We start from the raw sequence: 23072 nt of genomic DNA, 5'->3' as shown, positions 1-23072 counted from the left end.
TGCCATGCAAGATACCGACTCAAAAAAAAAATCACCGCTTAAAGGGTGATTTTTACGCCCAAGGCTTATCCGTCCCAAGTGCGTCAGCCAAAGCTTTACTATGCTTCCGACGGCTTTTTCTTTCCTCTGCCCGCTGCTTCGCTGTTTGATGAAGCATGATTTCTTCCTCTGTTTCCGGCATGACTTGTGGAACTCGTTTTGGCTTCCCGTTTTCATCAAGCGAGACAAAGGTAAGAAATGAAGTTGCTGCGAGTCTGCGCTCTCCAGACATCAAGTTTTCCTTAATGACTTTGACGAATACTTCCATAGAAGATGTGCCGACCCATGTCACATAAGATTCTAAGCAGACGGACTCTTTCTGTCCAATCGGCTCTAAAAAATCAACTGAATCCATTGATGCGGTGACTGTTTCACTACGGCTGTGTCTTGCTGCCGAGATGGAAGCAATGTCATCTATATAACTCATTAATTTCCCGCCAAATAACGTTTGGTGGTTATTCGTATCGAGGGGAAATACCCTGCTGGTTTTCACAACTTTCGATTCCTTGCAGTATTTGAAATTTTCTTCACTCATCGTCATAGCTCCTTCTTGCTGTTTTCGTTGATGCGGAACGACTTTTATTAAACACTATTCTATTAGGTTTGTCTAAACTTTTTGCTTTAGTCTCTCATGAGAGATTTTCTTTCGGAAATGTTTCAACATTTACTAGAAGGAGGAATAATATAACTATCGATAAACAAGGAGGCCCTTTGATGGATTCTATGAAATCAGAGAAAGTGTATAAAACGCCGCAATGTATGAGTGAATATGATGATTTACAAGAAGTCCTCTTATGCAGTCCAATTTATATGGAAATTAAACAGATCATCAATGAAACCCAAAAGCATTTTGCAAGAGAAAATATTTCTCAAATCAAAGCCCTCACGCAGCATAAGCAATTCATCCAAACGCTGAAAAACCATCATGTCCGGCCTGTCCTTCTTCCTGCAAATGAACGTTTCCCTGAACAAGTCTTCACTCGGGATATTGGATTTACAATTGGACAGACTTTATTTGTTTCAAATATGGCAGCCCCTGTCAGACAAGGAGAAGAACATTCCTTAAAAGAATGGGCACAGACAAAAGGATGGACAACCATCACGCTGGATGATGGAACGATTGAAGGCGGCGATGTGCTTGTAGACCAAACCCGGGTATTTGTGGGGATCAGCAAAAGAACAAATCTAGCCGCCATCCAGCAGCTCAAAAAAGAACTGCCGAATCACGACATCATTCCTATTCATCTTCCTTCTCACATTTTGCATCTTGATTGTGTGATGAATATTCTTTCTCATCATGAGATCTTGATTTACCCTGAAGCTTTTACGGAAAAGGATCTTCATATGCTCACAAAGCATTATGATCTCATTGAAATAAGTGAGCAAGAGCAGTTCACACTTGGACCAAATGTGTTGTCCATTGGTCAGAAAAAAGTCATCAGCTTACCAATCAACCAAGAAACAAATGCTGCATTAACAGCACGCGGCTACACCGTCATTGAAGTGGATTTTTCAGAAATCATTAAATCCGGCGGCTCTTTTAGATGCTGTACATTACCTATTAGGCGTTCATAAAAGCCAAAAAGCCAGCTTGTTTACTCGCTGGCTTTTTAAACGCTTGTCTTCTTCCCTCTATCTATTTCCTATCATATAAATGACAGGCCACTTCATGTCCTTCTTCGACTGCTTGTAATACTGGCTTTTTGTCCGCACATACATCCATTGCAGCAGGACATCTTGTCCGAAATACGCAGCCGCTTGGCGGATTCACTGGACTTGGAATTTCTCCCTTTAAAATAAAGCGCTTGCGTTTATCTTCCACATCAGGATCTGGAATCGGGATAGCAGACAGCAATGCTTGTGTATATGGATGAAGCGGTGTTTTATATAAAGCATCACTGCTAGTCATTTCCACGAGATGTCCTAAGTACATGACACCGATTCGATCGCTAATATATTTGACCATCGATAAATCATGGGCAATAAATAAAAACGTCAATCCTTCTTCCTTTTGCAGTTTTTTCAGCAAATTCACGACCTGAGCTTGAACGGATACATCTAGTGCAGAAATCGGCTCGTCTGCCACAATAAACTTTGGCGATAAGGCTAGTGCTCTAGCAATCCCTATTCTTTGCCTCTGTCCTCCGCTGAATTCGTGAGGATAGCGTGTAGCAAAATCATGACTTAGCCCCACCGCTTCAAGCAGTTCCTTCACACGTGCGAGCCTTTTCTTTTGACTGCCATACAATTGGTGGATCTCCATCGGTTCCAGAATAATATCTTTTACAGAGAGCCTAGGATTTAAAGAAGAATACGGATCTTGAAACACCATTTGAATTTGTCTATTGAAATCAAATGATTCTCGGTTCGATAAGTGATGGAGACTTTTCCCTTCATACAAAGCTTCACCTTCTGTCGGGTCATAAAGCCGCATGAGCACTTTTCCAAGTGTAGATTTACCGCAGCCTGACTCACCAACAAGACCAAAGGTTTCGCCTTGTTTCAGCTGAAAGGTGACACCATCTAATGCTTTTAACGTTCTTCCTTTCGATAGATGAAAATGCTTTTTTAAGTTGTTGACTTGCAGAAGTGGTTCACTTCCCATCACATCTCCCCCTCTCAGCTTTCAAATACCGCCTTGTTTCTGCCCATTCCTGTTCATATGAAGTACCAGAAAGAGAAAGAAGTTCAATCTGTCTGCCCGTTTTAGGCGAGTGAAGCATCATGCCATCTCCAGCATACATCCCTACATGGCGAACTGCTCCCTTCCCATTGTCATTGGCAAAAAACATGAGATCACCTGGCGCCAAATGATTTGATGCGACTGGAGTTCCTTGAACTGCTTGGTCACTTGCGTCTCTCGGTAATAAACATCCACACGCTTTGTACATGCTGTAAACAAAACCCGAACAGTCGTAGCCATAGCTGCTCATGCCGCCCCACAAATACGACAGTCCAATAAATTGTTTTCCTATGGCTAAGGCATCCTTACCGCTCATAGAAGAAGGTGATGAAGCGCGGCGCACATCTTCTTTTTTGATTTCTCTTCTTCCTACTGGAGTCAGAACATCAAAGGAATCGCTCATTTCTTCAACAGGTGCTAGTTCTGTTAAAAAACTAACCTCCATATCCGGTGTTCCATTTTGATATAAAACCGCTTTTTTCTGACAAACAATCAAGGGACTAGCAGCTGGTTCACTCTCTGATACTTCATTTAATTGCTCTACAGGGATATAACCTGGGTAGCCTTGCGGGTGTTTCCGGCTTGCCTGCTGCGGGATGACAACTTTCATCCAGCCATCTGTCTCCTCCAGCCCAATGACTCGTTCGCCAAGCAGTACTTGGGTTTGAATAAGGTTTTCTTCACATAAGGCCAATTTCTGTTCATATGTTTGCTGATCAATCCATTCTTTGATCTGGACGGAGCTTTGAAGAACGTGTCGATCCATATCTCTCGGCGACTGCGGTGCTGTCCATATATTTGCGACTGGAACCTTTGATTCATATAACATCATAAGACCCCTTTCACTCCTTGAATGCCTAATCCATGATGCGGTGGAAAGAGAATATCTTTTCCTTGATAGACAATTCCTCCGTCTATTAAGTCCTCTTTGAGCATAAGCGGCGCATCAAAATCATAACGGGTAATATTCGGCTGGCTTGCAGCAAGATGAGCGGCTGCGGTAATCCCTAGTTTTGATTCGATCATACTGCCAACCATGCACTTGACGCCGTATGCTTCTGCTAAACTATTGATTTTCAGCGCTTTTTTGATACCGCCTGTTTTCATTAATTTTAGGTTGATGAGATCACAGCTTCTCGTTTCTAACACCTTGATGGCATCATGGAGGCTAAAAATACTTTCATCTGCCATAATCAATGTGTCTGTTGCTTCCGTCACCCGGCGCAGACCCTCGATGTCTTCTTTAGGCACTGGCTGCTCGACTAGTTCAATATCGAATGCCTCCATTTTTCGAATGGCCACAACCGCTTCCTTCCATGTCCAGCCTTGGTTGGCGTCAAGCCTGATTTGAATATCCGGCCCGACTTTTTCTCGAATCCGTTTGATCCGCTGAATATCCGTCTCTATATCATCTTTTCCCACTTTGATCTTTAAGGTACGAAAGCCTTCAGCTGCATATTGCTTCGCATCCTCTGCCATTTCTAGCGGACGGTTGACACTGACCGTATAATCCGTTTCCAGCTGATCACGATAACCACCAAGATATTGATAAAGCGGCAGGCCAGCCTGCTTCGCTAAACCATCGTATATCGCCATATCTATTGCAGCCTTTGCACTCGTGTTTCCTACAAGTACACGGTAGATCGCTGAAAAGATTTGTTCATATTGTGACAATGAGGCCCCAATCAAGATCGGCCTCATCACAGCGCAAATAGCATAGTCGATGCTTTCCAGTGTTTCACCTGTAATGACCGATGTCGGCACTGCCTCTCCATAGCTGACATCACCTTGATCATAGGTGATGATCACAATAAGAGATGCGGCGTCATACACCGTTCTTAATGCTGTTTTGAAAGGCTTCTTTAGCGGTACATTCGTTCTGCATGTGCGAACATCTACGATTTTCATTTGATCGCCTCTTTCGCTGCAACACCTGGGGAAATATGAAGTTTTTTCCCTGTAGCATCTAATGTTGCGTGCACGCCGATTGGAATGGCGAAGTTTGGAGATGAATGACCGATCCGAAAACCACCAAGTGCAGGTTTCTGTTGCGGAACAATATACGTCTCCCATAACTGATCGAGCGTTAACGACTGCTCTTTCTTTTTCGGCTCACATTGATGAAAATCACCAATGATAAATCCAGCCGCATCACGTAATTTTCCTGCAGAGGCTAGGTGCTGCATCATTCGATCGATTTTATATGGTTCTTCGTCAATATCTTCTATCAATAAAAGCTTCCCCTTTGTATCAATTTCAAAAGGTGTACCAAGTGTCGTGACAATAAGGGCAAGATTTCCTCCGGTGATTTCGCCTGAAGCCGTGCCATGATAAAAAGTGTGAAGAGGTGACAGGTGGTTCGTATACGAAATGGCTTTCGGAGTGAATAGCTGTAAAAAGGTATCCTTTGTATACGGGTGAACCCCTTCAAGTCCCACATCAGAGGAGAGCATTGGACCATGAAAGGTCACAAGACCCGTCTGCTGCTGAATCGCTGTATGTAAAAACGTAATATCACTGTATCCCCAAAAGATTTTTGGGTTCCGGCGAATGAGGTCATAATCAATGGCTTCTGCAATTCTTCCTGTTCCGTATCCTCCGCAAGCACAAATCACTGCCTTCACGTCTGGATCTTGAAACATGTGATGAATATCTTCCACTCGTTCATGATCATGACCTGCTAAATAACCATACCGGGAGTCGATATACTTCCCCTTTTTCACCTTTAGCCCTAAGCTTTCTAAAAAAGAAATACCTCTTGCTAATTTCAGCTCATCAGGCGGGCTTGCTGGCGCAATGATTCCCACTGTATCTCCTGTTTGAAGTGCCACTGGCAGATGGTTCATGCCAATCCCCTCTTTCTCTTCGTTTCTTTCAATCTATGGGCATCTTCTTCATAAGATGAACAAATAAAGGAACAGACGCTTTTTTCAAAGCGTCCCAGATTGTTGACGAAGGGTTAAAATGAACTTTATTTTAACCCTTTGTCTTCTTTTCAGCGTGATAGAAAACCTTTGCAGCCCTAGGAAGGACGAGCATCGGCGCGGAGCGAATTTGACATTCGTGAGCACCGAAGCGCAGGACTGACACCGAATGCGAGGGTTTGTCTACACGCTGAGACGCTTTTTTCAAAGCGTCCCGTTCTCTCATTCTTTTCATTTACTCTCCATCTACCTGTGCCCATTTCAAATCAATGTAACCAACAGGATGACGGACAATGCCCTTTACGCCTTCTTTTTGTAAATAGACTTGGTTATAAAAATGAATGGGAATGATCGGTGCTTCTTCCATCAGAAGTGCCTCGGCATCATGCAGCATACGATTTCTCTTTTGTTCATCTGCTTCTTGACTCGCCTTTTTGATCAGCTGGTCATACGTATCATTTGACCAACCTGTCCGGTTCATCGCATTTCCTGTTTGGAAGCTCTCTAAGAAATTGATTGGGTCTGCATAGTCAGCTAGAAATGAACTTTGCGAGAATTGGAATTTGAGTGCCTTTTGATCTTCTGCAAACACATTTGCTTCCATGTTGGCAAGCTTCACATCTACCCCTAGCGCTTCTTTTAATTGCTGCTGAATGGCTTCTGCTTTTTTCTTATTTTCAGGCTTTGTACTATATGTTAATGTGACGGGCGGCAGCTTTGAATAGTTCTCTTCTTTCAACCCTTTTTCTAATAGTTTTACGGCTTCACTCGTATCATGTTTGACAAGGTCGCCGCCAGCTTCTCTGAAATCTTCACCCTTTGAATCTAAAATTCCTGGTGAAACGAAGGCACGTGCTGGCTTCTCTTCATTTTTCGTTACATACTCTACAATATCCTGAGGATTGATCGCCATTTGAAAGGCTTTGCGAATGTTCTTATTTTGAAAAGGCTCCATGTTGACATTTAGACGATAAAAAAACAGCCCTGCTTGATCTTCAATTTGCACATCTTTGCTTTTTAACAGGTCTTCACTTTGTTCTGCCGGAACGAAGGCCGTATCTAAATCTCCTGATTGATACATTTGGTAATCTGTGTTTCGATCACTGATCATGAGCCATTTCACTTGATCCAGCTTGACCGTTTGTTTGTCCCAATACGTGTCACTTTTTTCCATTGTAAAGCTTTCATCATGCTTCCACTCTGTCAGCTTAAACGGTCCATTACCGACAAAGGTTTTCGCATCCTTGGCCCAGTTCGGGTCCTTCTCCGCTACCTTCTCATTCACCGGGAAAAAGGCAGGGTTTGCGGTCATATTTAAGAAAGATTTCTGCGGGTATGCTAGCTTGACCTCTAGCGTTTGATCATTAACAGCCTTGACTTTTACATCTTCTTTCTTCCCTTTTCCGCTGTTAAACGCTTCGCCCCCTTCAATCATATAAGCTAAGAATGCCGCAGAAGAGCCCGTCTTTGGATCTAGCAGCCGCTTCCACGCATATTCAAAGTCACTTGCTTTGACTGGGTCACCATTTGACCACTTAATCCCATCCCTTAAATGGAACGTGTACGTTTTTCCGTCCTTTGAAATGTCCCATTTTTCCGCCATGGCAGCAGATGGTTCGTGCTTCTCATTCAGTCTCGTTAATCCTTCCATTAAGTTATTGAGCCCTTGCCAGGACACATTATTAAAACCAATGGGCGGATCAAATGATGTCGGTTCGTTTTCGTTATTTAATGTCAAAACTTTCTCTTCGCCCTTGCTTGAAGATCCTTTGCCTGCTTGCTCATTGGCTGTACATCCTGCAAGCAGCATCACTGCGATAAAGCACATACTGAGAATCCAACCTGTTTTTCTCATGAAAAACTCCCCCTTTGTGTTGAAGATAAAACCGTTTGCTTCGCTCGTTCATCTTGAAGCCAGCAATGTACTGCATGTGTAGGTGAACGCTGCGTTTCATGCGGCATGATATGATCACACACTTTCATCGCAGACGGGCATCGATCAGTATATGGACATCCTTTTGGCGGGGCAAATAAATCAGGCGGGCTTCCTTCAATAGGAATGAGCTCATCTTTCATATCCAGCCTTGGAACGGATTGCAGTAGCCCTTTTGTATAGGGATGCTGCGGACTGTAAAAGATATCTCGCCTTGTCCCAACTTCAACGATTTTCCCCCCGTACATGACAGCCACTCGATCAGCGACTTGTGCTACGACCCCTAGGTCATGTGTGATTAAAATAATCGTCACGCCTGTTTTTTTCTGAATCTCTTTAAATAGTTCTAAAATCTGCGCCTGTATGGTGACATCTAGTGCAGTTGTCGGTTCATCTGCAATCAGCACCTTCGGCTCACAAATAAGAGCCATTGCAATCATGAGCCGCTGCCTCATGCCACCGCTGAATTGATGCGGATATTGCTTCAGCCTCTCTTTCGGCTGCGGTATCCCCACCAAGTCAAGCATACGAAGCGCCTCTTCTTTCACTTCTTTTTTTGTCAGCTTCTGATGCACTTTTGCAGCTTCCATCAGCTGATCTCCAATTGTCAGCGTCGGGTTGAGTGCCGTCATAGGATCTTGAAAAATCATGGAGATATCGACACCACGTATGCTGCGCATGTCTTTTTCAGATAATGACAGCAAGTTGCGATCACGAAACCAAATTTCCCCTTGATCAACTTGTGCACTGTATGCAGGGAGAAGCCGCATGATACTTTGAGACGTCACACTTTTCCCGCAGCCTGATTCTCCTACAATGGCGAGGGTTTCTTTTTCATACACATCCACATTCACCCCGCGTACCGCTTGAACAGAACCGCCATATGTCCGAAAGCTAACATGCAGATCGATAATCCGAAGCATTTTTTTCATCACGCCATCACCTCTTCATCTTCGGATCAAGCGCATCTTGCAAGCCATCACCTAAATTATTAAAGCAAAACATCGTCAGCGAAATAAAAAATGCCGGAAAGAATAAACGCCACCAGTGACCATTATCTGACAGCACTGTCGGCAAGGCATCATTGGCCATCACACCCCAGCTTGCAAACGGCGCTTGAATCCCTAAACCAAGAAAACTTAAGAACGCTTCAGCAAATATCGCTGTCGGTACAGTCAGCGTCATCTGGACAATAATCGGTCCCATCGTATTCGGCAGTAAATTTCTGCGGATGATGCGCAAACTTTTTGCGCCAAAGGTTTTCGAGGCAAGGACATATTCTTGGCTTTTCAGCTGAAGGACTTGACCTCTCACGATTCTTGCCATCCCGATCCATCCTGTGACAGTGAGCGCCACAATAATAGTGACAAGGCCAGGCCCCATCAGAACCATCAATAAAATGACGACGAGTAAATACGGCAGACCGTAAAGCACCTCGACGATCCGCATCATGACATGGTCGTACTTCCCGCCTTTATAGCCTGCAATACCGCCATAGATGACACCGATTGCAAAATCAATGAGAGCGGCCATCACGCCCACAAATAATGAAATGCGTGCGCCGTACCAAGTACGTGTAAACACATCACGTCCAAGTTCATCTGTTCCAAACCAGTGAGCAGCTGATGGTGGCAAGTTTTGCATGGAAAGCCGCTGTTCTGTCACACTAATCGGTGCAAGGAGTGGGCCTAATACAGCCATGAAGAAAAGAAAAATCAGCACCGATAAACTAAACATAGCGAGTTTATTTTGTTTTAACCGTCGCCAAGTATCCGCCCAATACGAAAGTGAAGGTCTTTTAATGGCATGGACTTCAGATGTCTTTTGTTCTTTAGGAGCAAACCATTCATCTGGCACTTCATGCGCTTGATTCGTTTGATCATGCTGAAGGTGTATACTCATGCCTTTCCTCCTTTCTGATGCAGCTGGATCCTTGGATCAAGCAGACGATATGTCACATCTACAATGAAAAGAAGGGTAATTAAGATGATGCTGTAAAAAACAGTGGTTCCCATGATGACAGGATAGTCACGATTATTAATACTCTCAACAAAATATTTTCCCATTCCAGGGATCGCAAATATTTTTTCAATCACAAAACTGCCTGTTAAAATACTTGCGACAAGTGTGCCAAGGATCGTGACAACAGGTAAAAGTGCATTCCGCAGGGCATGTTTAAACACAATTTTATAAGGGGAAAGTCCTTTCGCTTTTGCAGTTCGAATATAGTCCTGCGACAGCACTTCTATCATGCTCGATCTCGTTAACCGGGCAATGATAGCCATTGGACCTACCGCCAGTGCAATGGTAGGAAGCACCATATGCATTGGACTTGTCCACATCGCTGTAGGAAAGAGCTTTACATTCACAGCAAGCTGCTGAATTAATAAGGTAGCAAAGATAAAGTTTGGTATGGATATACCGAAAACAGCAATCGTCATGGCGATATAATCAATCAAGCCATTATGCCGGAGGGCAGCCATGATTCCGAGCAAGATGCCGGAGATGACAGCAATCAAAATAGAGATAAGACCAAGTTCTAATGAGACTGGAAAACCTCTCGCCAATAAATCATTGACACTTTCAGAAGGCTTTTTAATGGAAGGACCAAAATCAAAAGTAACGATGGATTTTAAATAGATCATATATTGAACATAGAGTGGTTCGTCTAAGTGATAGTAGCTTTCGAGGTTTCGCTGGACAGTTTCGTTTGTATTTCGTTCTTCATTGAAGGGCGATCCTGGGATGACCTTCATTAAAATAAACGTTAACGTCGTAATCGTTAAAATCGTGGCAATCATCGCAATCAAACGCTTGAGCAAAAAGCTGGTCATCTGCCGTCTCCCCCTCGCTTAACAAAATGTTGTACGTGCGGCAAGCTCTGTCATGACAAGCATCGCTTGGTAGGCCTCTAATATATTCTCTGCTTGATACGTCACCGTTGTTGTCCCATCAATAATGGCAGTACCAGGCATTAAATTCGCCCATTCAGCTTGTCCATAATTGGCAAACTCAATCTTCAGCAGCGGCTGATCAGGTGGCGTCAGCGGCTTGATGTGATGAATCTCTTTCATTGCGACTTCCACTTGCTGAGAGATTAGTTGGTTGACTTTGGCAGGAGTAAGACATTTCACAGCAGATCTTGAAATGGTTTCTTTCACCGCCACTGTTTTCACGCCAGGCATTAACTTTTCTGCTTCAAGTGCCGCTTGATCGTCTCCGCATACAAGAATGACCGGAACACCATAATAGCCTGCGACATACGCATTAAAGCCCATTTCACCAACTGGATGATCATTTATGTAAAAATGTCTGACACCAAAAATCATACTGTGAGACATCACACCTTTCATTGATGCCCTCGCATGGTAGCCTAAAAAAACAGCGGCATCATACGTTTGATCTAATCCTTGAACCATTGAATAAGGCTTTACATCCCCTGATATGAGAGATGCTTCCTCATGCAAATCTTCAATCAACAGATTATTCATTTTAGAATGGCTATCATTCACTAAAATCTCGGTCGCCCCATGTGTAAGAAGAGCTTCTACACAGGCGTTCACTTCACCTGTCATGATTTTTCTCCCGCGCTCATAATTGTGCTGGCGGCTATCAACAAATGTATGATCAGCTAGACCAGTAATTCCCTCCATATCGACTGATACATAGAGCTTCATCCCCATCCCCCTTTAATTAAACTTAAAATTTGTGTATATTTTTCTAAATTTTCTAAAAAATTATATGAGAACTTGATTGATTTTTCAATACAATGTCTGAAAATAAGGAAATTAGACTCAGGTAATACAGGTCAAAAGCATTGATGCGAAAGGATTTATTTGACAGAAAAAACACCACTAGCTATGTCTTTAGTGGTGTTTGTCTGCTTCATCGATTTGCGATTTTAGCTGCGCATATTTTTTCATCGTTTGTGTAAACAAGTCATCGAACATTTGCGGTGCCTGCTGCTGGATGACTGCAGCGCCTTCTCCTGTAATCCCGCCTTTTGTTGCGACCCTATTCACCGTTTCAGCAAATGTCAGTCCGCGTTCAACAAGAACTTGTCCTGTACCGAGCAGCGCATATGTTAAAAATTCATAGGCTTCTTCTAAAGAAAGCTCACTATTCCGAACAGCGGCTCTCGCCATTTCTTCAAAGATTGCTGCAATAAAGCCCGGAGAAGAGCTTGTCAAATTACTCGCCGCATCAAACCGGTCCTCTTCTACTTCCCTGACGATACTAAAAGCTGAAAGCAGGCGGTGGAGTCGTTCTTGTGCCTCCTGTCCAGTGGTTTCACCATGCGCCACAAGGGATACACCCGTCCCTACGGCTGATGTCAAAGTGGGAATGTATCTAGAAACCGGCTGATTCGTATGTTGCATTAATTTGTCTAACGTGACAGCCGCTGCCACTGATACGATATGAAGAGATGTCTTTGCGGGGCTCAGCTGATCTAAGACATCAAGTACAGCAAGCGGTGGTACACAAACAAACACGACATCACATGATGCAGAGATGTCATCTAAAGAGCAAATGTTGACATGCTGGTTCTTCTCTTTCAGCTGTTGCAGACGCTCCGTTTCACTTCGTGTATGGATCATAAACTGACTGGCATGAAGTACTCCTTTATCCAGCCATTTTTGTACCATCATATCTGCCATGCTTCCATATCCAATGATTCCAATAGTCTCCACAGTTTAATCTCCTCTATTTTGCTTAGATTCACTACTTATTTTAACAATTTCCCACAATGTTTTCATTTTTATCCCACACTTTTTTCTTACGATAAAGTCAGTATCCACCACATACGGTCAATCACCTTAAACACATACATGTAAAAATCGATGAAAGAGAGTGATCTTGATGACACATCAAAAAGATGAAAAACGCACTTCTTATGAATTACAAACAATTGAACAGCCGAAAAAAACACAGAAGAAGCCAAGTGGCTGGCTGAAGCCATTTGTCAGCGGGATTGTGGGCGGTACGTTAGCGTTAGGTGTTTACGTTCTAACTCCATATGCTCAGCATTCAGAAAATCATTCAACTGATTCGTCAACGAAAACAGCCGCTGTATCGACAAATGATACAAGTACAAATTCGTCAAAAACAACAGCGTCACAAACATCCAATTCGACCAGCAGTATTTCCAGTATGGTCGAAAACGTATCACCAGCCATCGTCGGCATTACAAACTATCAAACACAAAGTCAAACAACCACAGATTTTGGTGATATGAACTCACCTTTTGATGGATCACAGCAAAATCAAAACAGCAGCAGTCAAGAGCAAGAAAGCGGTACCGGATCAGGGGTTATTTTCAAAAAATCGGGCAGTAAAGCCTATGTATTAACAAACAACCATGTGATTGAAGGAGCAAATAAATTAACAGTCTCCTTGCATAATGGCAAGACGGTGGAAGGAAAAGTGGTCGGTTCTGACCCGCTGACTGATCTTGCTGTCGTCGAAATTAGCAGCAACGGCGTTACAAAAGTCGCTGAACTTGGAGACTCCTCATCCCTTCGTGCAGGAGAAACCGTCATTGCAATCGGAAATCCGCTTGGTGAAGATTTATCAAGAACAGTGACACAAGGAATTGTCAGCGGTGTCGATCGAACAGTGTCTATGGATACATCAGCTGGCGAAAGCAGTATTAATGTCATTCAAACAGATGCCGCCATTAACCCCGGCAACAGCGGCGGGCCGCTTTTAACAACAGACGGAAAGGTTGTGGGGATCACCAGTATGAAAATTTCTGAAACAGGTGTGGAAGGTATCGGGTTTGCGCTCCCAATCAATGATGTCAAACCAATTGCAGAGCAGCTTCTCACAAAAGGAAAAATCGAACGACCTTATATCGGTATCAGCATGCTGGATCTCGAACAAGTACCAGATGCTTATCAGCAGGAAACGCTTGGACTGACAAGCAGTCAGCTGGATAAAGGCGTGTACGTAAAAGAAATCGCTGCTGGCTCACCTGCTGCCAAAGCTGGATTAAAGACAGAGGATGTCATCACCGCCATCAATGGTAAAAAAGTGACAACCGGCAGTGAATTACGTCACGAGCTTTACACGAATGCAAAAGTAGGAGATACCATCAGCATCACACTCGTTCGTAATGGAACAGAAGAAACAAAACAAGTGACATTAACACAATCTGAATCAAAGCAAGTCAGCTCTTAACGAAAAAAGCAGCTCAATTTTTATGAGCTGCTTTTTTCATGTTCACTTGATTGGGACTAATCTTTGTTCAATTTCTGCTCGTTTGTGCTCTAAAAATGGTGGAAGTGCTAATTGATCACCAAGCTCATCCACGCTTTCATCCACTGTAAATCCCGGACCGTCTGTTGAGATTTCAAACAAAATGCCGTTTGGCTCTCTAAAATATAGGGCTTTAAAATAAAAACGTTCTACAACACCAGAGTTGGTGAAACCGGCTTTAGCTATTTTATCATGCCATTTTTCAAGCTCTTCTGCGTCCGCTACACGAAAGGCTACGTGATGAACACTCCCTCTGCCAGATCGCTCAGCAGGTCCTTCTGCTTTTTCAATGACATGAATCTCTGTTCCAGCTCCGCCCTGTCCTGATTCAAAAATCGTCACGATTTCCCCATCATTTGATTGTTCACGTGCTTTTTCTGTGAAACCAAGGATGCTCGTTAACACACTGATCGTTTTATCTGCTTCTGCGACTGTTAATTCTACTGGTCCCAAACCTCTGATCGCAAAATCAGCAGGAATCTCATCATGCACTGGCGGCTTCGCTCCATCTTGCACGCTTGGTTCTACAGTCAAAAACAGCTGCTGTCCTTCTGGATCTGTAAATTTCAAGGCAGGTCTGCCGCCTCTTAAAGAAGCTGTTTCTTTCTTTACACCTTTTTCTTCAAAGCGCTTTTCCCAAAAGGTGAGTGCCTCCTCTGAAGTGACAATCAAACCTGTGCGTGAGATCGCATTTGTTCCGTCCAGCCGGCGGGCGAGCATCGGTATTTCAAAAAACGTCAGCTCTGTACCAGGTGAGGCGACCTCATCTCCATAAAATAGATGATACATCGATGGATCATCTTGATTGACTGTTTTTTTCACCAGTTTTAAGCCAAGGATTTGGCGGTAGAAATCAACGTTTTTCTGAGCATTTGCTGTTAGTGCTGATACGTGGTGAATCCCATTTATTTTCATTGTGTTCACTCCTATTATAAAATATCTCGAATTCAAGATAATATCCTTATGAATAAAATAGGTCATTTTAGAAGAAAAGTCAACCATTCGGCTGCATCTTTATTGGATGTTCGGCTTTCACCTATTAAATTAACATTAAATCGAAAATATTATTATATTGTTCGTTTTTAAGATAACATTCATCCTAATATCTCCAATAAACGAACACTTTTAAATACAAATACGAAAATCAGAAAATTTTTTTAATTCTTGTTTTCCTAAAATCGTATTACAATGAACAAAATACATGTCACAGTAACGTACGAAAGTGATGCAGGAGGTCGTGTGTAATGAACAAAGAACAACCAGCGTTAAAACAAGACATCGGCTTATTTTTTGCCCTATCTCTTGTCATCGGAACAATTATTGGATCTGGCGTTTTTATGAAGCCTGGCAACGTCCTTTCTTATTCAGGAAGCTCAGGCATCGCCTTATTCGCATGGCTGTTAGGCGGGATCTTAACCCTTGCAGGCGGACTCACAGTCGCTGAAATTGGTACACAAATCCCACGTACTGGCGGTTTATATGCCTATCTTGAAGAAATATACGGTGAATTTTGGGGCTACTTATGTGGCTGGGTGCAAATTATTATTTACGGGCCAGCGATTATTGGTGCTCTTGGTCTTTATTTTGGTTCATTATTAGCTAATTTATTTTCTCTTTCTTCTTTATGGGCTACAACGATTGGCATTATCACCGTTCTTTTTTTATGTGTGATCAACATCATGGGAACGAAATACGGTGGTTTTGTCCAAGGACTGACCACGATCGGAAAGCTTGTTCCAATTGCAGCAATTATTGTGTTTGGCTTATGGAAAGGAAATGAACATATTTTCACAGCCGTCAATGAGAGTATCGCTCAGATGAACTTCGGTGCAGCAATTTTGGCGACGTTATTCGCCTATGATGGCTGGATTTTGCTTGCAGCGCTTGGCGGTGAAATGAAAAATCCAGAGAAACTGCTTCCTCGCGCGATGGCAGGCGGTATTTTAATTGTCACAGCATGTTATCTCTTTATTAACATCGCCCTCTTGCATGTGTTACCAGCTGATCAAATCGTTCAACTAGGTGAAAATGCCACAAGCACAGCTGCTACAATGCTCTTTGGTCCCATTGGCGGTAAAATTATTAGTATCGGAATCATCATTAGTATCTTTGGCTGTTTGAATGGAAAGGTTCTTTCGTTCCCGCGTGTCATTTTTGCAATGGCAGAACGAAAACAAATTCCGTTTGCCAAAGCCATTTCACGCATTCATCCTACTTTTCAAACACCTTGGATCGCTGTATTTGTACAGATTTTGATTGCCATAGTGTTTATGATCGTCAGTAATCCTGAGAAGCTGTCAGAGGTTTCGATTTTCATGATTTACATCTTTTATGTGATGGCCTTTTTCGCTGTCTTTAAGCTAAGAAAACAAAACAAGGGAATGAAGCGCGCTTATAGCGTACCACTTTACCCGCTCACACCGATCATTGCGATTATCGGCTCTTTCTTTGTCTTAATCAGCACCATGATCACCGATTGGCAAAGCTGCCTGATCTCCATGCTGATCGGCATTGCCGGACTGCCGATTTATTACTACATGAAAAAAACACAAAATAAAGCAGAGCGCTAAGACAGCCTCTGCTTTATTTTTTATATTGCTTAATGACCTTATAAGATTCGTTTAAATATCTCATCAGCCGGTATGGCTTACTTAAAACCCGGATGGGGAGTCTTGAAATAAATCCATTCAGATTCGCCTTATACTCCTGCGTCATCCGCTTCGGCTTTGTGGCAATTTTTTCATATACTTCTTTGTAAAATTCCTTCATGATGTCGACTTGCACACTGATCTTCTGATGACACTCTGTACACTCAACGCTTTTCATCTGATCATTCACATAAACGATGCTGTGGAGGGTCTCTTCTTGGCACCGAGTACAGTGTAGGTTTGCTTCCATTTCGGTTTTCTTCAAGATACACAGCTCCTTTCTCGTTTGATGTTGCTCTTTTTATACAATACGATAGCTGTCAGCTGTTTATTGGACAGATGCTTCCTTTAAAATAGCTGCCGCAGTCAATTCATCGGTGACGAGCACCTGAATAAAGCCGCCGTTTAAGGCCCCTAAAATACTTTCAGCCTTATGGGTTCCTTCTACAACTGCGATGACTTTTTTCACGCTCTTTAATTGTTCTAACGATAATCCAATCACCTTTTGGTTCAGCTCATCTTGGACTGGTTTCCCTTCCCCGTCAAAGAAACGAAAACCAATATCACCAACAGCTCCTGATTGCCTTAAACCAGACAAATCCTCTTCTTTTAAATAACCGACTGTTTTCAATGTAGAGCCTTTATGCGGATTCCCAATACCGATCAGGGCAATATCAACATTTCTGCCTTCTTCAAGCACAGCTTCTATGTCCTGCATCGCCATCAGCCGCTCTTTTAATTCTTCTGTTTCTAAAATCGCAGGTGCATATAAATAGGAGCACGTACCATTCATCTTTTTTGCCAGCTCATATGCCAGCTGATTCGCATGAATGTCGACTGCCTGCCTGCCCATTCCGCCCTCTAAAGGAATGACTTTGACATCGTTTCTTCGTTCAAATGGATATTCCTTCACGAGCTCGGCAAGTGTGGTTCCCCATGAAATACCGATTTTCTCAGCGCCTTTCATGTTTTTAGAAAGATAATAGGCGCCCGCTTGACCGACTGCCCGTTTGACCATCTCAGACATTGTCCCGACACTTGGGACAACGACAGCATCCGTTAATTGAAAAGTCGTTTCCAGCTGTTTTTCAAGTTCCACTGTATGAATACTTTCGTCTTTAATGTACACTTCAACGATTCCCACATCTTTTGCTTTTTGTAAGAGCTTTGAAATGACTGGTCTTGAGACATTGAGTTTTTTTGCAATCTCCTGCTGCGTCCACCCGTCTGTATAATAAAGATGAGCAACCTTGACGAGCTGTCGTCTTTCTTCCCAATTCAGCATGTGACATCATCCTTTTAATATACTATGATTACCAGTATACCAAACATTCGTTTCTAATTGGAACAATTGTTATGAAAATGACAAAAAGAGCGATTAACGCTCCGCTCTTTTTCCCTCGCTATATTTAGGCTGATACGTTCTCCCGCCGTCTAATAACAGTATCTGTCCGTGCAAATAGCTTCCCTCGTCACTTGCGAGAAATAAAGTGACTCCAGCAATATCTTCTGGTTTTCCTAATCTCCCGATAGGAATAAGTGATCGAAGCTGACTTTTCTCAAGCTCAGTCGGATAGAGCGTATCAAGCATCTGAGATTCAATGACGCGCGGTGCAATGACATTGATGCGGACATGATGGGAACCCAATTCCTTTACGAGCGAACGCATGAGACCAAATGCCCCGGCTTTTGATGCGTAATACTGGATGCCGCCGCCAGAGCCTGTTATCGCAGATCCTGATCCAATAATGACGACGCTGCCTTCATTCCGCTCACATAGATAGGGTGCTAATGCTTTGATGCAGTAGAAAAGACCATATAGATTCACAGCCAGTGTCTTTTTCCAAAGTGAAAAATCAACCTCTAAAAAAGGAAGGGATTTCGTCATTCCTGCTGAATAGACAAGATGCCCAATGCCACCCAACTCCCTTTCAGCTGCTGACGCCATTTGCTGAACACTTTCCCACGATGAAACGTCAGCTTGGAACGTCAGCAGCTGAGGATGCTGTTGTTTTAAAAGCAAAAGTCCCTGTTCATCTATATCTGACACAGCTACACGATGCCCTTCTTTTAAAAAACGCTGAGCAATTTCTTTGCCGATCCCTTGGGCGCCACCTACGATGAGAACTGGTTTTTGTTGATTAGCCAGCGCTCTCACCCCCATCAAGCATAATCGCTGCTCCATCTGTAAATGCGCCGTACGATGTACTTAAGAAAACCGTCATATGAGCCACCGTCTCCTTGATTTGCTCTTTGTCAGGAAGCAAATGGAGAGGCGGCGGAAGTAGTGCCAATACCCGGATGCCTTTGTCTTTAAATTCGCGCGCTAATCCTTTTGTCATGGCATTCAACATACTATTTGATGTAGCATGTGAGATCCCGCCATCACCTGTTATGCTGCCTGATGAGGAAATATTAATGATACAGCCCTGCTTCTGATCCACCATATGCCACACTGCAGCTTGACTGGAAAGAAAGACTGTATTTACGGACCTTTCCACTTCATCGACCCATATCTCAGGACTTACGTCATCAATCTCCCCATCTGCTGTTTGCTCGGCTTGATTGACTAAAATATCAAGTTTGCCGCATGTATCGATGACTTGTCTTAGCATCAGCGTGGCATCACGCGGTGTCTCAAGCGGATTGATGACAACAGTCGATTGGCCGCCTAATTTTTCAATGTCTTCGCTTATCGACTTTGCTTTTGATTCATCACGAAAAGCGTGTATGAAAACATGTGCACCTGCCCGGGCCAAAGCCAGGCAGATGGCTTCTCCAAATCCATCTGTGCTATCTGTCACAAGTGCCACTTTCTGATGAAGCTGGACGTGCACACGGATCTCCTCCCTATCCCTTGTTTGGCATTTATTTTCTCAGCTTACTCACAATATCAAGAGCTGCTTCATAAAAGCCTTCTGAGATGGTTGGATGCGGATGAATCATTTTGGCCATCTCTTCAGCTGTTCCTTCTAAATACATAAATGAGGAAGCCTCTGATATCATCTCCGTTACGTGCGGACCAACCATTGTAGCGCCAATGACTTCACCATATACGGTATCGTACACGAGTTTAATAAAACCGGTTTGAACACCTGCTGCCAACGCTTTTCCGCTTGCAGCTAAATCAAATCGCTCTGCCCGCACGTTTAGCCCTTTGGCTTTTGCCTCTTTCTCTGTCAGTCCCACACTCGCTACTTCTGGCAATGTATAAATACATCTAGGAACGATGTCGTGATTCATTCTTTCAGGCTCGCCGCATATATTGCTAACCGCAACAGCTGCCTCTGCCATCGCCGCATGAGCGAGCTGATAGCCGCCGGCTACATCGCCAATTGCATATACACCTTCAGCACTTGTCTTCATCTCATCGTTTACTTTAATAAAAGGACCATCCAGCTGAAGGTCCAGCTGACTGACAGCAGAGACATTTGGTCTTCTTCCGACGCAAACTAGCAGTCTTTCAGCCGTAAAGATGTGCGTCTCTCCTTTATCGTCTGTCGCATGAATCGCTTTGACTCCTTCACTTTCTGTTACCTCTGTCACCGTCGTTTTCTTTGCGATATGGATGCCTTTTTTCTTCAATTCTTTTTCTAGTAATTTCGACGCTTCTTCATCTTCCTGCGGAATAATCGACGGAGCGGCTTCTATAATGGTGACTTTTGATTGGAGACTCTGGAAGATACATGCCAGCTCAAGACCAATTACACCCCCGCCAATAATGACGACAGATGCAGGAATATCTGGGATGTCAAAGATCGTATCACTTGTGTCAAATTGAATCTCTTTGAGCCCTGGAATAGGAGGAATAGCAGGTGATGAGCCAGTGGCAATGATCAGCTCTTTTGTTTCAATCGTTTCTGACCCATCTTGTTTTTCAATGTCAATGCGATTTTTTGTCACAGCTGTTCCTCTGCCGTTATATACATCAATCTTTCCTTGCTTTAATAAAAAGGCGATTCCACCCCTGAGTTTTTCGATGACATCATCTTTACGTTTTCTCATTTTATCGAAGGAAAGAACCATCTCACCTGTTTCGATTCCCCAGCTTTTTGCTTTCTCAATGGATTCAATGACTTCTGCATGTTTGAGCAGTGTCTTTGAAGGGATACAGCCTCGATTTAAACAAGTCCCCCCTAGAAAATCCTCTTCAATCAATGCAACCTTGTGTCCACGTTCAGCGGCTTGAAGGGCGGCAGTGTATCCGCCAGGCCCTCCGCCAATGACTGTCAGATCATACGTTTTTGTCATCCGATTCATCTCCTACATTAGCAATTCAAATGGTTGTTCAAGCACTTTTTTAAGGTCTGTTAAAAAGGCTGCTGCTGGTGCACCATCTACCACTCGATGATCAAATGATAAACTGACGCCCATCATTGGCCGCACCTGAATTTCTCCATCGATCACTACAGGTTTTTCTTGAATGCGTCCAACACCTAAAATCGCCACTTCCGGCTGATTAATAATTGGGGTAAACGTGTCAATGGCATACATCCCTAAGTTACTAATGGTAAATGTAGACCCTTTCAACTGGTCTGGTAGCAGCTTTTGATCGCGAGCATTTCGACCAATTTCTTTTGCTTCTTTTGTGAGCTGTTTCAGCCCTTTTTGATTTGCATGAGAGATGACCGGAACCATTAAGCCGTCTTTCACAGCAACCGCAAGACCAATGTGCACATCCTCATGGAAATGGAGCTCATTTTGTTCAAACGTCATATTGATTTGCGGATGGCGCGTGAGGACACTGCTGACCGCATGGATGATGATTTCTGTAAACGACAATCTGTAGCCTGTCTCTTTTTCAATCGCTGGGAGCAGCTGTTTGCGCACTTCTTTTGCTTTTGTCATATCAATTTCACTTGTTAATGTGACGTGCGGTGCTGTAAAGGCACTTTGTGACATGCGATCTGCGATCACTTTTCTCATCCCGGCTAGTTTTTGTGTTCTCACTGGAGCAGCCTCTGCCTTTTGTGCGCCTGCTGCTTTTACGTCACTCTTCATGATTTTTCCGTGGACGCCAGAACCAGCAACATTCGCTAAGTCGATCCCTTCACGAGCAGCCACTTTTCCTGCAAGTGGTGATATGCGCTGGCCTTCCTCGTTCGTATGAAGGGACGCTTCGACATCCCGTTTTTGAATTCTGCCTTTTGGTCCTGTACCAGATACTTCGTGAATGGCTACTTGGTGATCTTTTGCCGTTTTTCTCGCTGCAGGTGTTGCGCGTACTTTCTCACCCACCGTTGGTTCAACTTCAGTCGAAACAGATGGTTCAGATGGTGATGACGTTCCGCTGTCTTCAGAAGATGCTTCATCTGACTGCGCTGGCGGCTCGCTCGGTACCTGCTCATTTGCCTCTCCGATATATCCAATGACAGCATTGACTGGAATCTGATCATCTGCTTCGTAATATTTCTTTAGAAAAACGCCATCATCATAGGCTTCAACCTCGATATTGATTTTGTCTGTCATAATCTCAAATAGAGGCTCACCGATTTCAACCGAATCTCCTTCTTCTTTAAACCATTGAAGCAAGGTACCGATCTCCATCGTACTGCTTAGCTTCGGCATAAATATCTCTTTTGGCATGATCTTCTCCCCCTTTACTTAAGAGCGCACGAGCTCTTTTGCTGCTTCAATAATATCTGGCACTTGTGGAATGACTGCTTTTTCCAGCGTTGGGTTGTACGGTATTGGAACGGCAAGACCGCCAAGTCGTTTAATAGGTGCATCTAAATAGTCGAAGGCTTCACTTTCCGCTATCATACTCGCAATCTCTCCGCCGTAGCCGCCTCGTTTCACTGCCTCATGCACAACGATACATTTGCCTGTTTTTTTCACAGATTCAATAATGGTTTCTTCATCTAATGGGACGAGCGTTCTCGGATCAATGATCTCGACATCGATTCCTTCCGCTTCTAGTTCCTTCGCTGCTTCGAGCGCTTTGTGCACCATAATGGCTGTTGCGACAATTGTGACGTCCTTTCCGCTTCTCTTCACATCCGCTTTCCCTAAAGGAATCGAGTACTGCTCTTCTGGTACTTCACCAATTGTTTTATATAAAAGCTTGTGTTCATAGAAAATGACAGGGTTGTCATCATCCATTGCTGCTTTTAAAAGTCCTTTTGCATCATAAGCTGTTGAAGGCTGAACCACCTTTAGTCCAGGAATATGAGCCATCCACGCTTCTAAGCTTTGGGAGTGCTGCGCTGCGGCACCTGTCCCGGAACCTGCTGGTGTTCTGACAACAAGCGGCACTTTCCCTTTTCCGCCAAACATGTAACGTGTTTTCGCTGCTTGGTTTACAAGCTGATCCATTGCAATTGTAATAAAGTCAGAGAATTGTAGTTCTAAAATCGGACGCATCCCTGTCAAAGCCGCTCCGACTGCGCCTCCTGCGATGGCAGCCTCTGAAATCGGCGTATTGCGGACGCGTTCTGGACCGAATTCCTCGATCATCCCGCGCGTGACACCAAATGCGCCACCGTATACGCCGATATCTTCACCTAAAATGAAGACATCTTGATTTTTTCTCATTTCCTGACTCATTGCTTCTCGAACGGCTTCTAAATATGAAATCTCTCTCACTG

General features: G+C 43.6%; 22 protein-coding genes. 3 read left to right on the top strand and 19 right to left on the bottom strand.

Going from position 1 to position 23072, the window contains the following annotated elements:
• Positions 1 to 52: 52 nt before the first annotated feature.
• A complete protein-coding gene (locus ID12_RS10995) occupies positions 53 to 574 on the bottom strand; it encodes an acyl-CoA thioesterase (RefSeq protein WP_008346212.1) in 522 nt (173 codons plus the stop codon).
• A gap of 179 nt (positions 575 to 753) precedes the next feature.
• Between ID12_RS10995 and ID12_RS10990 the strand changes: the two genes are divergently transcribed.
• Positions 754 to 1614 carry a dimethylarginine dimethylaminohydrolase family protein gene (locus tag ID12_RS10990; protein ID WP_025207220.1) on the top strand — a complete coding sequence of 287 codons (861 nt, stop codon included), beginning with the start codon at positions 754 to 756 and terminating at the stop codon, positions 1612 to 1614.
• Between the two features lie 61 nt (positions 1615 to 1675).
• On the opposite strand, the gene ID12_RS10985 is transcribed toward ID12_RS10990, so the two are convergent.
• From ID12_RS10985 to proG, 10 genes are all read right to left on the bottom strand, one after another.
• A complete protein-coding gene (locus ID12_RS10985) occupies positions 1676 to 2644 on the bottom strand; it encodes an ABC transporter ATP-binding protein (protein WP_050827193.1) in 969 nt (322 codons plus the stop codon).
• Positions 2634 to 3551 (bottom strand): C40 family peptidase, encoded by a 918-nt coding sequence (locus tag ID12_RS10980; RefSeq protein WP_050827192.1) that lies wholly within the window; start codon positions 3549 to 3551, stop codon positions 2634 to 2636. Before ID12_RS10980 ends, ID12_RS10985 begins: the two co-directional genes overlap by 11 nt.
• Entirely contained in the window at positions 3551 to 4630 is a 1080-nt protein-coding gene (locus ID12_RS10975; protein ID WP_050827191.1) for a mandelate racemase/muconate lactonizing enzyme family protein, read from the bottom strand. The genes ID12_RS10980 and ID12_RS10975 overlap by 1 nt, the downstream gene beginning before the upstream one ends.
• Complete coding sequence (locus ID12_RS10970; RefSeq protein ID WP_050827190.1) at positions 4627 to 5568, bottom strand: S66 peptidase family protein; 942 nt, start codon at positions 5566 to 5568, stop codon at positions 4627 to 4629. Before ID12_RS10970 ends, ID12_RS10975 begins: the two co-directional genes overlap by 4 nt.
• A 313-nt stretch (positions 5569 to 5881) precedes the next feature.
• Positions 5882 to 7501, bottom strand: a complete 1620-nt coding sequence (locus ID12_RS10960; protein WP_035700454.1) for a peptide ABC transporter substrate-binding protein — start codon at positions 7499 to 7501, stop codon at positions 5882 to 5884.
• Positions 7498 to 8511, bottom strand: coding sequence for an ABC transporter ATP-binding protein (locus tag ID12_RS10955; protein WP_007498841.1), 1014 nt, complete (start codon positions 8509 to 8511; stop codon positions 7498 to 7500). The genes ID12_RS10960 and ID12_RS10955 overlap by 4 nt, the downstream gene beginning before the upstream one ends.
• 7 nt (positions 8512 to 8518) lie before the next feature.
• Complete coding sequence (locus tag ID12_RS10950; protein WP_050827189.1) at positions 8519 to 9481, bottom strand: ABC transporter permease; 963 nt, start codon at positions 9479 to 9481, stop codon at positions 8519 to 8521.
• Positions 9478 to 10413 carry an ABC transporter permease gene (locus ID12_RS10945; RefSeq protein ID WP_048001639.1) on the bottom strand — a complete coding sequence of 312 codons (936 nt, stop codon included), beginning with the start codon at positions 10411 to 10413 and terminating at the stop codon, positions 9478 to 9480. Before ID12_RS10945 ends, ID12_RS10950 begins: the two co-directional genes overlap by 4 nt.
• A gap of 18 nt (positions 10414 to 10431) precedes the next feature.
• The gene (locus ID12_RS10940; RefSeq protein WP_048001640.1) at positions 10432 to 11256 is read right to left on the bottom strand and encodes a M55 family metallopeptidase; all 825 of its coding nucleotides are present in this window, start codon (positions 11254 to 11256) and stop codon (positions 10432 to 10434) included.
• A 189-nt stretch (positions 11257 to 11445) separates the two neighbouring features.
• On the bottom strand, positions 11446 to 12270 hold the full coding sequence (gene proG / locus ID12_RS10935) for a pyrroline-5-carboxylate reductase ProG (RefSeq protein ID WP_048001641.1): 825 nt from the start codon (positions 12268 to 12270) through the stop codon (positions 11446 to 11448).
• Positions 12271 to 12439: 169 nt separating this feature from the next.
• Between proG and ID12_RS10930 the strand changes: the two genes are divergently transcribed.
• Positions 12440 to 13759, top strand: a complete 1320-nt coding sequence (locus ID12_RS10930; RefSeq protein WP_050827188.1) for a S1C family serine protease — start codon at positions 12440 to 12442, stop codon at positions 13757 to 13759.
• A gap of 42 nt (positions 13760 to 13801) precedes the next feature.
• On the opposite strand, the gene ID12_RS10925 is transcribed toward ID12_RS10930, so the two are convergent.
• The gene (locus ID12_RS10925; RefSeq protein ID WP_025207212.1) at positions 13802 to 14752 is read right to left on the bottom strand and encodes a ring-cleaving dioxygenase; all 951 of its coding nucleotides are present in this window, start codon (positions 14750 to 14752) and stop codon (positions 13802 to 13804) included.
• A gap of 329 nt (positions 14753 to 15081) precedes the next feature.
• Here ID12_RS10925 and ID12_RS10920 point away from each other — a divergent pair, with 329 nt between their 5' ends.
• Complete coding sequence (locus ID12_RS10920) at positions 15082 to 16407, top strand: APC family permease (RefSeq protein WP_050827187.1); 1326 nt, start codon at positions 15082 to 15084, stop codon at positions 16405 to 16407.
• A 13-nt stretch (positions 16408 to 16420) separates the two neighbouring features.
• Here the strand turns inward: ID12_RS10920 and ID12_RS10915 are convergent, their stop codons facing one another.
• The 7 genes from ID12_RS10915 to ID12_RS10885 all read right to left on the bottom strand — a co-directional run bounded on the left by ID12_RS10915 (position 16421) and on the right by ID12_RS10885 (position 23070).
• Positions 16421 to 16750 carry a hypothetical protein gene (locus ID12_RS10915; RefSeq protein ID WP_008358910.1) on the bottom strand — a complete coding sequence of 110 codons (330 nt, stop codon included), beginning with the start codon at positions 16748 to 16750 and terminating at the stop codon, positions 16421 to 16423.
• 63 nt (positions 16751 to 16813) lie between these two features.
• The gene (locus ID12_RS10910; protein ID WP_007498849.1) at positions 16814 to 17770 is read right to left on the bottom strand and encodes a sugar-binding transcriptional regulator; all 957 of its coding nucleotides are present in this window, start codon (positions 17768 to 17770) and stop codon (positions 16814 to 16816) included.
• A gap of 93 nt (positions 17771 to 17863) precedes the next feature.
• A complete protein-coding gene (locus ID12_RS10905; RefSeq protein WP_046526585.1) occupies positions 17864 to 18649 on the bottom strand; it encodes an SDR family NAD(P)-dependent oxidoreductase in 786 nt (261 codons plus the stop codon).
• The gene (locus ID12_RS10900) at positions 18627 to 19322 is read right to left on the bottom strand and encodes an SDR family NAD(P)-dependent oxidoreductase (protein WP_046526584.1); all 696 of its coding nucleotides are present in this window, start codon (positions 19320 to 19322) and stop codon (positions 18627 to 18629) included. Before ID12_RS10900 ends, ID12_RS10905 begins: the two co-directional genes overlap by 23 nt.
• Positions 19323 to 19353: 31 nt before the next feature.
• Positions 19354 to 20736: a dihydrolipoyl dehydrogenase gene (gene lpdA, locus ID12_RS10895; RefSeq protein WP_008346251.1), complete on the bottom strand. Its 1383-nt coding sequence runs from the start codon at positions 20734 to 20736 to the stop codon at positions 19354 to 19356.
• Positions 20737 to 20748: 12 nt separating this feature from the next.
• Positions 20749 to 22071 (bottom strand): dihydrolipoamide acetyltransferase family protein, encoded by a 1323-nt coding sequence (locus ID12_RS10890; protein ID WP_041092297.1) that lies wholly within the window; start codon positions 22069 to 22071, stop codon positions 20749 to 20751.
• Positions 22072 to 22089: 18 nt separating this feature from the next.
• On the bottom strand, positions 22090 to 23070 hold the full coding sequence (locus tag ID12_RS10885) for an alpha-ketoacid dehydrogenase subunit beta (protein WP_026050078.1): 981 nt from the start codon (positions 23068 to 23070) through the stop codon (positions 22090 to 22092).
• Positions 23071 to 23072 lie beyond the last annotated feature (2 nt).

It is taken from the genome of Bacillus altitudinis (assembly GCF_001191605.1).
In the GTDB taxonomy this organism is placed as follows: domain Bacteria; phylum Bacillota; class Bacilli; order Bacillales; family Bacillaceae; genus Bacillus; species Bacillus altitudinis.
The sequence above is the reverse complement of the archived record's forward strand: the minus strand, read 5'-3'. Positions and strand labels throughout refer to the sequence as shown.

Bases quoted from the DNA above. Each gene is read 5' to 3' on its own strand.
- ID12_RS10995 (WP_008346212.1), bottom strand. From the start codon at position 574: ATGAGTGAAGAAAATTTCAAATACTGCAAGGAATCGAAAGTTGTGAAA.
- ID12_RS10990 (WP_025207220.1), top strand. From the start codon at position 754: ATGGATTCTATGAAATCAGAGAAAGTGTATAAAACGCCGCAATGTATG.
- ID12_RS10985 (WP_050827193.1), bottom strand. From the start codon at position 2,644: ATGGGAAGTGAACCACTTCTGCAAGTCAACAACTTAAAAAAGCATTTT.
- ID12_RS10980 (WP_050827192.1), bottom strand. From the start codon at position 3,551: ATGTTATATGAATCAAAGGTTCCAGTCGCAAATATATGGACAGCACCG.
- ID12_RS10975 (WP_050827191.1), bottom strand. From the start codon at position 4,630: ATGAAAATCGTAGATGTTCGCACATGCAGAACGAATGTACCGCTAAAG.
- ID12_RS10970 (WP_050827190.1), bottom strand. From the start codon at position 5,568: ATGAACCATCTGCCAGTGGCACTTCAAACAGGAGATACAGTGGGAATC.
- ID12_RS10960 (WP_035700454.1), bottom strand. From the start codon at position 7,501: ATGAGAAAAACAGGTTGGATTCTCAGTATGTGCTTTATCGCAGTGATG.
- ID12_RS10955 (WP_007498841.1), bottom strand. From the start codon at position 8,511: ATGAAAAAAATGCTTCGGATTATCGATCTGCATGTTAGCTTTCGGACA.
- ID12_RS10950 (WP_050827189.1), bottom strand. From the start codon at position 9,481: ATGAGTATACACCTTCAGCATGATCAAACGAATCAAGCGCATGAAGTG.
- ID12_RS10945 (WP_048001639.1), bottom strand. From the start codon at position 10,413: ATGACCAGCTTTTTGCTCAAGCGTTTGATTGCGATGATTGCCACGATT.
- ID12_RS10940 (WP_048001640.1), bottom strand. From the start codon at position 11,256: ATGAAGCTCTATGTATCAGTCGATATGGAGGGAATTACTGGTCTAGCT.
- ID12_RS10930 (WP_050827188.1), top strand. From the start codon at position 12,440: ATGACACATCAAAAAGATGAAAAACGCACTTCTTATGAATTACAAACA.
- ID12_RS10925 (WP_025207212.1), bottom strand. From the start codon at position 14,752: ATGAAAATAAATGGGATTCACCACGTATCAGCACTAACAGCAAATGCT.
- ID12_RS10920 (WP_050827187.1), top strand. From the start codon at position 15,082: ATGAACAAAGAACAACCAGCGTTAAAACAAGACATCGGCTTATTTTTT.
- ID12_RS10910 (WP_007498849.1), bottom strand. From the start codon at position 17,770: ATGCTGAATTGGGAAGAAAGACGACAGCTCGTCAAGGTTGCTCATCTT.
- ID12_RS10905 (WP_046526585.1), bottom strand. From the start codon at position 18,649: ATGGGGGTGAGAGCGCTGGCTAATCAACAAAAACCAGTTCTCATCGTA.
- lpdA (WP_008346251.1), bottom strand. From the start codon at position 20,736: ATGACAAAAACGTATGATCTGACAGTCATTGGCGGAGGGCCTGGCGGA.
- ID12_RS10890 (WP_041092297.1), bottom strand. From the start codon at position 22,071: ATGCCAAAAGAGATATTTATGCCGAAGCTAAGCAGTACGATGGAGATC.